This is a genomic window from Komagataeibacter ossonobensis, assembly GCF_057359305.1.
In genome coordinates this window covers 59,158-72,318 of sequence record NZ_JBXAYQ010000016.1, presented here as the reverse complement: position 1 = coordinate 72,318, position 13,161 = coordinate 59,158, and the positions used below count along the sequence as shown (strand labels likewise).

10 protein-coding genes are annotated in these 13,161 nt (G+C 63.2%); 4 read left to right on the top strand and 6 right to left on the bottom strand.

Annotation, left to right across the window (positions count from 1 at the left end; translation table 11 throughout):
* Window positions 1-532 precede the first annotated feature (532 nt).
* Window positions 533-1,714, top strand: a complete 1,182-nt coding sequence (gene hpnH / locus AC1RQ9_RS10680) for an adenosyl-hopene transferase HpnH (RefSeq protein WP_193732836.1) — start codon at window positions 533-535, stop codon at window positions 1,712-1,714.
* Window positions 1,715-1,843: 129 nt separating this feature from the next.
* Window positions 1,844-3,133 carry a hemolysin family protein gene (locus tag AC1RQ9_RS10675; RefSeq protein WP_485986854.1) on the top strand — a complete coding sequence of 430 codons (1,290 nt, stop codon included), beginning with the start codon at window positions 1,844-1,846 and terminating at the stop codon, window positions 3,131-3,133.
* A 99-nt stretch (window positions 3,134-3,232) separates the two neighbouring features.
* Here AC1RQ9_RS10675 and AC1RQ9_RS10670 read toward each other — a convergent pair whose 3' ends face one another.
* Together AC1RQ9_RS10670 and AC1RQ9_RS10665 are read right to left on the bottom strand one after the other, a co-directional pair.
* Window positions 3,233-5,209 carry a lytic transglycosylase domain-containing protein gene (locus AC1RQ9_RS10670; protein WP_485986853.1) on the bottom strand — a complete coding sequence of 659 codons (1,977 nt, stop codon included), beginning with the start codon at window positions 5,207-5,209 and terminating at the stop codon, window positions 3,233-3,235.
* 182 nt (window positions 5,210-5,391) lie between these two features.
* Window positions 5,392-6,327 (bottom strand): uracil-DNA glycosylase, encoded by a 936-nt coding sequence (locus tag AC1RQ9_RS10665; protein WP_485986852.1) that lies wholly within the window; start codon window positions 6,325-6,327, stop codon window positions 5,392-5,394.
* A gap of 42 nt (window positions 6,328-6,369) precedes the next feature.
* Here AC1RQ9_RS10665 and AC1RQ9_RS10660 point away from each other — a divergent pair, with 42 nt between their 5' ends.
* Window positions 6,370-8,187 (top strand): tetratricopeptide repeat protein, encoded by a 1,818-nt coding sequence (locus tag AC1RQ9_RS10660; RefSeq protein ID WP_193732840.1) that lies wholly within the window; start codon window positions 6,370-6,372, stop codon window positions 8,185-8,187.
* Window positions 8,187-9,113: a 4-(cytidine 5'-diphospho)-2-C-methyl-D-erythritol kinase gene (locus AC1RQ9_RS10655; protein ID WP_485986850.1), complete on the top strand. Its 927-nt coding sequence runs from the start codon at window positions 8,187-8,189 to the stop codon at window positions 9,111-9,113. The genes AC1RQ9_RS10660 and AC1RQ9_RS10655 overlap by 1 nt, the downstream gene beginning before the upstream one ends.
* 179 nt (window positions 9,114-9,292) lie before the next feature.
* Here AC1RQ9_RS10655 and AC1RQ9_RS10650 read toward each other — a convergent pair whose 3' ends face one another.
* The 4 genes from AC1RQ9_RS10650 to AC1RQ9_RS10635 form a co-directional block, all read right to left on the bottom strand.
* Window positions 9,293-10,279, bottom strand: a complete 987-nt coding sequence (locus AC1RQ9_RS10650; protein ID WP_485986849.1) for an SDR family oxidoreductase — start codon at window positions 10,277-10,279, stop codon at window positions 9,293-9,295.
* A gap of 141 nt (window positions 10,280-10,420) precedes the next feature.
* Window positions 10,421-10,999: a YqaA family protein gene (locus AC1RQ9_RS10645; RefSeq protein ID WP_193732830.1), complete on the bottom strand. Its 579-nt coding sequence runs from the start codon at window positions 10,997-10,999 to the stop codon at window positions 10,421-10,423.
* Window positions 11,000-11,038: 39 nt separating this feature from the next.
* On the bottom strand, window positions 11,039-11,515 hold the full coding sequence (locus AC1RQ9_RS10640; protein ID WP_485986848.1) for an OsmC family protein: 477 nt from the start codon (window positions 11,513-11,515) through the stop codon (window positions 11,039-11,041).
* 40 nt (window positions 11,516-11,555) lie between these two features.
* Window positions 11,556-13,160, bottom strand: coding sequence for an ATP-binding protein (locus AC1RQ9_RS10635; protein WP_193732828.1), 1,605 nt, complete (start codon window positions 13,158-13,160; stop codon window positions 11,556-11,558).
* Window position 13,161: the final 1 nt, after the last annotated feature.

Sequence of the window (13,161 nt, the reverse complement as noted above, 5' to 3'; positions counted from 1 at the left end):
ACGCATGTCATGCGGCGCGCGCACCCGGTCAAGCTGGGGGTAGCGCCCAAGGGTCGGAATCGCGGGCTTGGTCTGATCCATGATGTTCGCGTCCATTGTTCTGCGTTGGCCCTTGCCCCATGTTCAGGGGAGGAACCAACCCGGGTTTCGGTTTGGCCTGTCGGCCCCGGGATCGGGGCCGGCATCAGGCTGCTCCGGCGGCGATGAATGGCGGCTCATGGCACGAAAACCATGGCGACCGTAGCGTAATCGCGATGTGTTACTCCGGTTAAGCCTGTAAATACAGTCTCTAATTCTATGACTGTTGTTAATTGGCCACACCAAAGCTGATAGCAATTGAATACAGGATGGTTTCTGTCCTATACCCTCGCGAAAGGCTTCATGTGTCGTACAAGTCCGCAACCTCGGCATGCTTTAAATGCACGGCTGGGTGATGTTGGGCTTGTTTTCTCGTAGGGGGATGTGACCATATCCGCCCTACCAGACTTGAAATATGAGACCGGCGTTGGGCCGGTGCAGGAGCAGAGGTTTCATGGCCGTTCCTATTATGCAGGCAGTCCGCGTCGGCGCCTATGTTGTCAAGCAGCATGTCACGCGGCGCAAACGTTATCCGCTCGTGCTTATGCTCGAGCCCTTGTTCCGCTGTAACCTGGCATGCGCCGGGTGTGGCAAGATCGACTATCCCGCCCAGATCCTGAACCAGCGCATGACCCTGCAGGAATGCCTGGATGCGGATACCGAGGCCGGTGCGCCGGTCATTGCCGTGGCTGGTGGTGAGCCGCTGCTGCACAAGGAAATGCCCGATATCATCCGTGGCCTGATCGCGCGCAAGAAGTACGTCTATCTGTGCACGAACGCCCTTCTTCTGGAAAAGAAGATGGATGATTACGAGCCGAATCCCTTCTTCTCATGGGATGTGCATCTGGATGGTGACCCGGCGATGCATGACGCATCGGTGTGTCAGGACGGCGTGTACGAACGCGCGGTTGCCGCCATCAAGAAGGCGAAGGCCCGTGGTTTCCGCGTATCGATCAACTGCACCCTGTTCGATGGCGCTGATCCCAAGCGCGTCGCCGCCTTCTTTGACGAAGTGATGGCGATGGGCGTTGACGGCATCATGACCGCGCCGGGCTATGCCTATGAGCGCGCGCCGGATCAGGAACACTTCCTGAACCGTCACAAGACGAAGCAGCTGTTCCGTGACATTTTCCGTCTGGGCAAGGGCAAGAAGTGGCGCTTCACGCAGTCGCCGCTGTTCCTGAACTTCCTGGCTGGTAACGAACAGTACCACTGCACCCCGTGGGGCAAGCCGCTGCGTAACGTCTTTGGCTGGCAGCGCCCGTGCTACCTGCTGGGTGAAGGCTATGCCAAGAGCTTTGAAGAGCTTATGGCCGATACCGACTGGGATGCATACGGCACCGGCAATTACGAAAAATGCGCCGACTGCATGGTGCATTCCGGTTACGAATCGACCGCCGTCATGGATGCCGTGCGCAGGCCCTGGCACATTGCCAAGGTCGCCCTGTTCGGACCCGAGACGGAAAAGCCGATGGCGCCCGAAATCTCGCTGGCCAACCAGCGTCCGGCCGAATACGTGTTTACCCAGCACGTTGACGCCAAGATGGAGGAACTTGCCGCCCGCAAGAAGCCCGCGGCCCCGCCGCGCGTGAACAAGGTGGCGGCCCCGGCTGAAACGGCCGACGCGGCAGACTGATCACGCATTCCATCGTATTGCGTTTGGGAAAGGCGGGGCATATGTCCCGCCTTTTTCTTTTATGTGGGTATTTTCAGGCATATGCGTGGTGTGCCCGTGTGCGTGATTATGCTGTAGGATCGCGGGATCATGGTTGTCTCACTGATTGTCATATTATGCCTCGTTCTGCTCAACGGGCTTTTTGCCATGGGCGAACTGGCCCTGATTTCCGCCCGCCGGGCGCGGCTGGCCATTCTTGCGCGTGACGGTATCAAGGGGGCGGACCGTGCCCTGAAACTGGCCGGTGACCCGCAGAGTTTCCTGCCCACCGTCCAGATCGGCATGACCCTTGTCTCGATTCTGGAAGGCACTTTTGGCGGCAACAGCATCGAGGCTGGCGTCAGCCGCTGGCTGGCCCATATTCCCGCCCTGCGTTCGATTGCCGATGAACTGGCCATGTTCCTGGTGGTCAGCGGCATTACCGCCGTCATGCTGGTGCTGGGGGAACTGGTGCCCAAGCAGATCGCGCTGCGCCAGCCCGAACAGATCGCGGCCCGCCTGTCCCTGCTGCTGGAATGGATGGCATGGCTGACGCGGCCCATCGTGTGGCTGCTGGGACGGTCATCCGAACTGGTGCTTAAGCTTATGGGGATAGGTGGCGCGATCCGGCAGTCCGTCTCGGTCGAGGAACTGCGCGCCTATATTGCCGAAGGGGCGCAGGCCGGGGTGCTGGAGCAGGAGGAGCGTGACATGATCGAACGCCTGCTGCGCCTGGCTGAACGGCCCGTTCGCGCCATCATGACCCCACGTAATGAACTGTGCTGGGTGGAACGGCACGTGCCGCGCGCGCAACTGCTGCAGGTGCTGCGTTCGACCACCTATTCGCGCATCGTGGTGTGTGAAGGGGGCGTGGACAACCCGGTGGGCGTGATTCTGGCCAAGGATATGCTGGACCGGTTTCTGGACGGTAAAAGCCCGTCGGTCGAGATCGGGCTGCGTCACCCCATCTCGGTGCCCGATACGCTGTCGGCCTTTGACATGCTGGAACGCATGCGGGCGTCCTCGCTGGGTCTTGCGCTGGTGCTGGATGAATATGGATCATTTGAGGGAATCGTGACCTCATCCGACCTGTTCGGTGCCATCGTGGGTGAACAGCATGAACCGGGCAACACCCCGCCCCAGCGTCTGGCCCATGACAATGTGCTGGTGCTTGACGGGTCCATGCCCGCTGATGAGGTCAAGGACCGGCTTGGCCTGTCCGACCTGCCCGCCGAAGGCAGCTATCACACCCTTGCCGGATTGATACTGGCCCTGCTGCGGCGCGTGCCAGCCGGGGGGGACAAGGTTGTGTTTTCCGGTTGGCTGTTCGAGGTGCTGGAAATGGAAGGCCGTCGCGTCGTGCGCGTGCAGGCCAGCCGGCAGCTGCTGGCGGAAAACTGAGAACCAAACAGAGTGAAAGTTTTCGGATGCCGCCTTTTTCAAAAAAGGGGCGTCCCCAGCAATGGGACGCCCCTTTTGCAAACGGATGCGGAAGATCCGTTAATGAATGGTGTGGCCAGTATGGCTCGCCATGGCGATTTCCGCATCGAAACCCGGCCACTCATTGCGGGCCAGTGTTTCCAGCGAAGGCGTTTGGACGCCCAGCTTGTCGGCATAGATCCACAGATAGGTGAAAGCCCGGCGGACATAATCACGTGTCTCGGCATTGGGCAGGCTTTCGATATACATCAGGGGATCTTCCCCGTCGTCCATCGTGGCGTTATGACGCGAAATGGCGGATGGCCCGGCATTATAGCTGGCCAGCATGCGGATCATGTCGCCGCCCAGGGGGACATGCGTCCCGCCGGTCTGTGTGGAGCGCTGGGCCAAGTACAGCACATAGCGCTGTCCGATATCGAGGTTGGTCGCAGGGTCATGCAGGTCTACGGAACGGCGGTTGGAACGGTCCTTGTCGTGCGTAATGAAAGCGGCCGTCACGGGCATGAGCTGCATGAGGCCACGCGCGCCTGCCCCGGAAACGACGGTGGTGTCGAAATTGGATTCCAGCCGCGTCAGCGCATAGACCAGCGCCGGGTCCATGCGGAAACCATGCTGCGGCTGTAGCGGCGGCAGGGGGAAGCGGGAGTCGTGGGTGCTGTGCTCACTCTCGTTCGTGTCGATCAGCATGAGCATCTGGGCCGACAGGTCCTTCATGTTCATGGCATCGGCCACCATCTGGGTGGAACGGCACAGGGCGGCATCGTTCTGGATATCGGGCCACATGCGGCGCAGGGTGGCTTCCGCCCGGTCACGTTCGCCAACCTGCAGCAGGGCAAAGGCACGGCGGCCCGCCGGTGTGGCGGCCACGGCCTCGATATCGATTTCACCCAGTACACGGTTGCCTGCATGGATGGTCTGCTGTTCTGCCGCCAGCGTCATGGCCGCATTCGGGCCGATCGTGTCAGGCCTATGGACGGATTTCGGGGTCGGGGCGCGCAGGCCAAGGATCTGTGACGCCAGCAGGCCATAGAATGTATGCGGTGCAGCGGCCGCGCGGTGCAGCCATGGGTGATAGGCCGCCACGTCCCCCGTCGCCTGATGGGCGCGTGCGGCCCAGTAGGCGGCGCCGGCGCGAATACTGCCCGGTGTCAGGCTGGCGCGCGATGCGGCCTCGAACAGGGGTTCGGCCATGTCGGGCCGTCCCTGCCGCCATGCAGCTAGACCGGCCACATAACCCGCCAGACCCAGCCGTTGGCCAGAATGTTCAAAGGCGTTGCGTGCAATCGACATGGCCTGCCGGTTTTCACCGGCGCTGAACAGGGTCATGGCGATTTCCGCCTGCAGGTGCGCGGCATACAGGTCGTTTATGCCCGGCGTCACCGCAATCAGGTGCAGGGCGCTGCGTGCCCCCTTTACCCCCTGCGCGGCACGTTCGCGTACCGTGTGGTCCAGCAGGCTGCTGCGGGTAAAGACACGGAGCGAGGGGTCATCCTCCTCCGGCAGGTGGATATGCTGGGGCGGATGGCTGCTGTCCAGCGCGTTATGGGCGGGTGCTGGCGGCAGGGGGCCGCCCCTGTTGGGCATGGAGGACAGCAGGGAATAAATTGCCGGCGAATCAGCCAGGCCCGAGAACGTGCGCAGCCACAGCCGCAGCTGTCCCGGACTGGCGTGATAGGCGGGATTAAGATAACGCGCGGCCAGGATATCACCCAGCAGGGTATCATCGTGGATCGCGGCCGTTTCATGGATGGCGGCATCGAACTTGCCATCAGCCTGAAGCCGGAACACCCGGCGGATACGGCTTACGTCATCGGGCGTGAGGGGACGCGGCAGCCCGGCGCTGCCATGCGTGGGCAGGCGCGGAAGGGCAAGTGCCGTTTCCTCGTTATGGTCGCCGTGGGGGGTAGGATCCTGATCCGCCCTTCCGGCTTCCACTGTTTGGGCACGAAGCGGCGCGAACGCAGCCCCTGCCAGAAATGCGGCGCCAGCCAGAAAGGCCGTCACCGCGTGATGGGGGGTATTGATTGTCCCTCGCATAGCGGAGCCGGATGTAAGCCCTGCGCGAATGGAAAGCAATAGATATCGTATTACGGGAAGGTAAATAAGTTTTCAGAACAGATGCAGGAACTATATGTAAACAGTAAAAAACATACACTTGAGCCAGAATGAATAACAGCCTTGCCCCAAGCTAATGCCGGGCATGATCATGTTAATACCCTTTATGATTTTGAAGGAATGTTTCCGATTGCTTCACGGATCAGAAGCATGTCTTTCCATGCATCACGGCGGGCCGTGGCGCTGGCGCGTAGCTGCAGTGGATGACGCATGGGCAACGCCTGTAGCGTGGGCGGGGTTGCACCCTTGTCCGCACTTTCGGCAGGCAGGGGCAGGTCACGCCAGCGGCCACGCATGCGTGCCGCCGTGGTGCGCTGGTCCAGCAGGACCGATACCGGCAGGTTGCCCATAAGAACCACGCGTGCGGGGCGCGCCAGTACGATCGTGCGCTGGATGAAGGGCAGGCAGATCCGTGTTTCGGCGACGGAGGGCGGCCTGCCGCCGGGCGGTCGCCACGGAATGACCGGCGCGCGCAGCAGGCTGGCCTGGTCAATGCCGATACTGGCGAACATGGTGCTGACCAGCGCCCCGCTTTCCCCCGCGAAGGGGTGGCCGCCGCGATCCTCATCCGCATCAGGGGCCTCGCCGATCAGCATGAGCGGGGCGCCCTGCGGTCCTTCCACAAATACGCTGCTGGTCGCGGTATCGCGCAGGCTGCATTCCCCGAAATCGCGGATGGCGGCGTGCAGTTCCGCCAGCGTGCGCGCCGCCTGCGCAACCTCCCGCGCCATGGCCGCTGCCTGGTCGATCAGGGTGGCGGACCCGCGTGGGGGGGGCGGCGCCGGTCGGTGTTTTCTATGTCCATTCCCCGCATCTGGCTGTATGGGGGGGGGCTGTGTTGGCCGGGAGTGGTCGTGTATCGTGGGCGTCAGCGCCAGCCGGTCATGTGGGTGGGGATCCAGCGCGTCATCAGCGCCCCATTCGACATACAGGCGCAACAGGGACAGGGAATCAGTCATCGGATGGATATATCCCGCACAGGCAACGCACGCACGCGCCGTCCTGCCCCCATGCGCGGGGTTTGGCAGCGGACGCCGCACGCGGTAGATTCTGGCGTCATGCTCTTACCTCGTCTGTCACGCATGGTCGTGGCCTCCCTTGTTGTACCGCTCATCGCCGGGATTCCCAACCGCGAAATACATGCCGCAACCCCGGCTGAAGCCATTATCCATGCGGGGCAGCAGGACCTGGCCACCAACCTGCTGGTCGGCAGCGTCGCCGCCAGTGAGGGTGATAACGCCAGCGCGGCCCAGGCCTTTGGCAATGCGGCGCGGCTGGCCCCCACATACCACCTGTTCAGTGAGCGTGCGTTTTATTACAGCATTCTGGCCGGCCGGCCGGAGGCCGCAACCCTGGCGCGTAGCCAGACACCCGGCGTCATGTCCGCGCTGGTACTGGGCAATGCCGCGGCCCTTGCGGGAAAATGGGACGAGGCGCTGGCAAGCTACCAGAGCGCGCCCGGGGACCAGCTCATGACCCTGCTGCGCCCGCTGCTGCGCGCATGGGCGTTGCAGGGCGCGGGCCGGACGGATGAAGCGCTGGCCGCCCTTGATACAGCCCGGCAGGATCGTACGCTGGGGGGATATTATACCCTCCATGCTGCCCTGGTGGCCCAGCTGTCGGGCCAGAAGATGCGGGCGGATACCCTGTTCCGGCAGGCCGGCAGCATGACGGGCGGCGATCTGTTCACCTCGCTGGTCATGGCGCGGTGGCTGGTAACGCAGGGGCATGTGGCCGATGCGCAGTCGCTGGTCAACCAGCGTATCGCGGGCATGCCGGTGCTGGAGGCGGCGCGCGCCAATATCATGGCCATGATCCAGCGCCCGGTGGTGACCCATGCAACGCAGGGACTGGCGCAGGCATACGGGCTGGTCGCCCTGCTGATCGACCAGCAGCTCTATACGCATGACGGTCCGGATGACGATCACCAGTCACCTGACATGGCAATGGAAATCGGCACCCTGCGCGGCACCGAACAGATGATGCTGCGCATGGCGCTGATGCTGGACCCGGCGGATTCGGAAGCCCGGCTGCTGCTGTCTTCCATGCTGCATCTGCGCAAGCAGGACCGGCAGGCGCGTGAGGCGCTGGATGGCGCACCGGCGGACGACCCGCTGCTGCCGGTCTACCGGACCGAACAGGCCGACCTTGATGTCGTGATGGGGCATAAGGAGCAGGCGGCGCAGGAACTGCGTGACCTGTTGCGGCAGGCTCCTGATGACCGCATGCTGTGGTCCAGCCTTGGCGATGCGCTGCTGGACCAGCAGAAATGGGCGGAAGCGCTGGATGCCTACCAGCGTGCCGTGGCCCTGACACCGCACCAGCTGGAAGGCGATGACTGGCGGCTGCTGTTCGGGCAGGCCATAGCACAGGAACGCCAGAACCACTGGCCACAGGCGCGCGTGCTGCTGCAGCATGCCCTCCAGCTTTCCCCCAATGAAGCCGAACTGCTGAACTACCTTGGATATTCCATGGTCGAACATGGCGGGGATCCCGCACAGGCGGAAACCTACCTGCGGCGTGCGCTGGCGCTGGCTCCGTCCGACAACCAGATCCGCGACAGCGTGGGCTGGGTGCTCATGCGGCTTGGCCATGTGAGCGAAGGCCTGCCGCTGCTGGAACAGTCCGCCGAGCAGATGCCACAGGACCCGGCCATCAATTATCATCTGGGCGTTGCATACTGGATGGCGGGCCGCAGGCTGGAAGCGGTGAATGAATGGCAGAACGCCATCCAGTTCCAGCCCGACCCCATGGACCGGCGCAAGATTATGGCGGCTCTGGCCTATGCCAAGGCATGGCAGGCCAATGCGGCCCATCCCGGCGTGGCGCTTCCGGCTGACCTCCGGCCTGCGGTCCAGCCCGCATCTTCCCCTTCACAGGCAAATGGAACCCATCACTGATGTCCCCGCTACGCGAACTGGCCCATGCAAAGATCAATCTGTACCTGCATGTCACGGGACGGCGCGATGACGGCTATCACCTGCTGGACAGTCTGGCCGTGTTTGCGGGTGCCGCTGATGAACTGCGGCTGGAACAGGGGGCCGGACGTGGTGGCCATGTCGGCCTGCGGATCGAGGGAACGTTCGCCCCGGGTCTGCAGGATGACTGCGCCGATAACCTGATCGTACGCGCGGGCGCGCTGCTGCGCGCGCATGTGGGGGTGGATGCGACGCGTCACCTGCCGGATGTGGACATCGTGCTGCGCAAGGAACTGCCCGTGGCATCGGGTATCGGTGGGGGATCGGCCGATGCGGCGGCGGCGCTGCGCCTGCTGCTTAAGGCATGGGGCCTGTCCATTTCTCGCACGGACCTCATGGTGCTGGCGACCCGTCTGGGGGCTGATGTGCCGGTCTGCCTGGACCAGCTGCCGGCCCGCATGGAGGGAATCGGGGAAGAACTGACCCCTGCGCCCATGCTGCCCGCCTGTGGCATGATGCTGGTCAATTGCGGACAGAGCGTTTCCACCCCGCAGGTCTTCAGATCACGTGCGCCCGGCTTCACACCACGTGCCGACCTGCCCGCACAGTGGCATACACTGGCGGACATGGTGCGTGACCTGTCGGCACAGACCAATGACCTGCAGGATGCGGCCTGCGCCATCTGTCCTGAAATCACGAGCGTGCTGGATGCCCTGCGTGCGGCCCCCGGCTGTCGCCTCGCGCGGATGAGCGGATCAGGTGCGACCTGCTTCGCCCTGTTCGACAGCCCGGAGGTGGCACGGGCAGCCGCGCCTGCGGTGCGTCAGGGCAAATGGTGGGTCTGGGCAGGCGATCTGTGCCGCACGGGGATACGGCTGGAACCCCGTGCCGATTCGCTGCCTGCGTGATCGTTGCTGAACTGTTTCAGGAACCTGCCTGATATTGACAGTGGCAGGTGAAATATCCCGTAAATCATAAAAGTTCTTGGATGCCGCCTTTTTCCATAAAGGCGGCGTTCCTTGAAGCTTTTTAAAAAAGCTTCACCAAAAACTTTTGTTATTTTTTACCAGCAATCCCAGTGTCTGCCTCAGTCCCGCCTGCGGCGCAGCGCCAGCAGCACGATAGCCATAAGTCCGGTTACGGTGGCCAGTTGCGCATGGCGGCTGGTCAGCAGCAGGGGCATGCCCTTGCGGGTAATCATGTCAAACCGGCCATGGGCGGCATAGGCCCCCGGAACGGTTTCATACAGGTCATCGGGTTCATTACCCGCGACCGGGGTCTTTTCCATCTGCTTCGCATACCCCTTGCCCGACAGCCAGCGGTCCGACAGGCCGGGCAGGAAGGTGGCCAGCATCCAGTTGCGCACCCCAGACAGGCCGACCCAGATGTCACGTTCACGGCCGAAGGCGGCGCGGCAGATCGCTTCGGCAGCGATTTCGGGTTCGTATACCGGTCCCATCGGCTTCAGGCGCTTGCCGGTATGGTTGCGGGTCCATGAAAAGCGCGGCGTGTTGATGGAGGGCAGATGGACCAGTGCGATATGGATGCGGTCCCCATCATGCAGGATTTCGGGGCGGATGCTTTCGGAAAAGGCGCGTACAGCAGCACGCGCCCCGTTTTCCACCGCCTGCAGCGGCGGCGGACGCAGGCTGGCCAGACGGTCAAGGTTGACGATCGTACCATGCCCGCGCCGACGCATGCGCGCCAGTGCGGATCGTGTGCCGTTGACGGTGCCAAGGTAGGTCACTTCGGTCGCGCGCCGGATTTCATCGGCATCAAGGGCCGCGACCTGCCCGGTCACGCTGGCACCGGCACAGTTGATCCACAGGGTGATGGCGCCCAGCTTTTCTTCGATTTCCTCGGCAGCCTGCTCAACGGCCTTCGCGTCGGCCACATCGACGCAGACGATATGGGTGCGCACATTGAGTTCACGCAGTTCGGCTGCCGCATCATTCAGCCGGTCGCGGTTACGGCCCAGAAGGGCGACATCGCACCCCGCGCGGCCCAGCGTGCGTGCTGTGGCGCGGCCGATACCTGCGCCCGCTCCGGTAATGACGGCAACCTGCTGCGGCATGAATATGTTCCCCACCCGTTGGAATATAGGCCGCGCGGCTGGTGCAGGCCGCGCGGGTTCAGATCACGATAGGTCCGTCATATCACGCCGCGGCAGACCCGAACACCGCCACGCGGGCAGCGCAGGGCGGCAGCCAGCGCGTCATATGTATTTCAGCGCCACGATACCCCCCACCAGAGCCAGCGCGAATATCCCTGCCACCAGCGGCAGGCGGCGTTCGATGAAGGCCTGGATCGGCGCGCCAAACCGGCGCAGCAGCGCTGCCAGCAGGAAGAACCGCGCCCCACGCGTCACCGCGCAGGCCAGCAGGAACGGAGCAAGGGAAAGATGGGCTGCCCCGCTGGCGATGGTGACGAATTTGAAGGGGATAGGTGTCAGCCCCTTGATGAGGATGATCCACACCCCCCATTCGCGGAAACGTTCCTGCAGGGTAAGCAATGTGTTCTGTGCATGATAGAATCGCACAATGGGCATCGCGAGGTATTCCAGCAGGAATGACCCGATCACCCATCCCAGTACCGCCCCGCACAGGCTGGCGGCGGTGCAGATGGCCGCAAGGCGGAAGGCGCGGGCCCGGCAGGCCAGCACCATCGGCACCAGCATGATATCGGGCGGCAGCGGAAAGACGCTGGCCTCGGCAAAGGCGATGACGGCCAGCCACATGACGGCATGTCGGCTGGCGGCCAGGGCGATGATGCGGGCATACAGGCGATCAAGCATTATCGGGCAATGCCATTCCACCTGGCCTGCGGCAAGGACTTATTGCGCGCTGGTGACGCGAGGCTCACACAATACCGGGAAGCTGACCGAGCGTGCGATGCAACTGCGCATGGCGGCGTCCTGATGCAGGTCGATCACCTGCTGTATTTCATGGGGGGTGGACAGGGCGGCATGCGGACGCAGGATGACCTGCGTAATGGCAAAAGATCCGTCCTCATATTCATCCAGCATGGCTTCGGCATGATCAGCATAGGAAAAGATGCCGATTCCCATGGCGGTGCACAGGTGGATGAACCACAGCTGATGGTCGGCGCACAGGGCACCCAGCAGCAGCTTTTCGGGGTTCCATTTCTGGGGATCCCCGCGAAACGCGGGTGAGGCGGAACCGTCAATGACCGGTCGCCCCGTGCAGTGCAGTTCGTAATCACGATGATGGGCCTGCCGGGAAGCCCCGTCATTTCCGCTGTTTCCGGTCCATAGAAGCGAGACCTGATAGCGGTGTGTTCTGTCCGGCATTGAACGTTATATCCTGAATTGTCCGTACGGGAATCGGACCTTAGCAGACAAGTGTGACTGTCACACGCAATCCGTGCGGCTGCCGGTTGCCCAGACGGATGTCACCACCCAGCCCCCATATGATGTTGCGCGAAATCGACAGTCCCAGCCCCGTTCCCCCCGTTTCGCGGTTGCGACTCTGTTCGGCGCGGACAAAGGGGTCGAACATGCGTTCCAGGTCTTCGGTCGGCAGGCCGGGGCCTTCATCCTCGATCAGGATGGTGACCTTGTATTCCTCCGCGTCCTCCCCATTCCCCTTGACGGGATGAAGCAGGGTTATCCTTGCCCCCTCACCATATTTCACCGCATTGGTCACAAGGTTGTTCAGCGCACGCTTGAGCGCCATGGGACGCGCGCGCACCAGCACATCGGGCATGTTTTCCGATACGAACACGATTCGGTCTGCCGCATCGATATGGGTTTCGGCGGCCTCATCCGCGATGGTCTGCAGCATGGCGGTCAGGTTGACCTGTCCCATCGGTTCGCGTTGCGAGGCATCGCGGCCAAAGGCCAGGGTGGCGGCGACCATGGCCTCAAGCTCATCAAGGTCGTTGAGCATCTTGGCGCGCATTTCATCGTCTTCAATGAATTCGGCCCGCAGCTTCAGCCGCGTGATGGGCGTGCGCAGGTCATGGCCGATCGCGGTCAGCATGAGCGTGCGGTCCATCAGGTAACGGCGGATGCGGTGCGCCATGGTGTTGAAGGCATGGGCGGCGCGGGCCACTTCGCGCGGGCCATCCTCGGGCATGGGGGGGGCATTCATGTTGCGGCCCAGTTCCTCGGCTGCGGCGGCCAGCGTGCTGACCGGCGCGATCAGCCGGCGCACGCCCCACAGGATCAGCAGGCCGCCCGTAAAGGTCATGATGAGGAAGGCGATGGGAAAGGTGGGTGAGCGGAACAGGCTGGGCTGGGGCAGGATGTAGTGGATGGTGACCCAGCGCCGCTCGTCCGGCAGCAGGAAGGCCACGGCCCGCCTGCGCCCAGACGTGGGGGAAACCAGGACCTGCTCGGGTCGCATCGAGGGCGGCAGGGGCCCCATGCCGCCGTCATTTTCCGGGCCGAAACCATGGGGGCCGCCCGGTCCGTGCGGTCCGCCCGGACCGTCGGGACCATCAGGACCATCCCTGTGGTCGTGCGGCCCGCCGCCGCCCCATGGACCGAAAAAGGGTATGGCCCCCATGTCGTCGGGCCTGTGGCCATTCCATTCACCGGGACGGCCCGGTGGACGCGGAAGCGCACGGGCGTTGATCATGTCCGGCTCGGGGCCGGGGGTCAGGGTAATATGCACGTTTTCGGGCAGGGGCAGGGCGGCCAGTTCCCTGTCACGGTCCGATGGCGCGGTTTCCACGATCGCGCGGTAGTAGCTGAACATCTTGCTGCGCGTGCGCTCGTAGATCATGCGCTGGTCAAAATCGAACCGGTCCATCGCATGGATGGTCAGGCCGATGATCTGTATGACCCCCAGCCCGCCAATCAGCAGCAGGGTGGTCCGTGCCGCCAGTGACTGTGGCAGCAGCCGCCTGCGCAGGCGCTGCCCCCAGCGGGGCGCTGCGTTTTCATCGGGAACAGGGGCGGAAAGGAAGGACTGCCGGGGAAAATGGGGCATT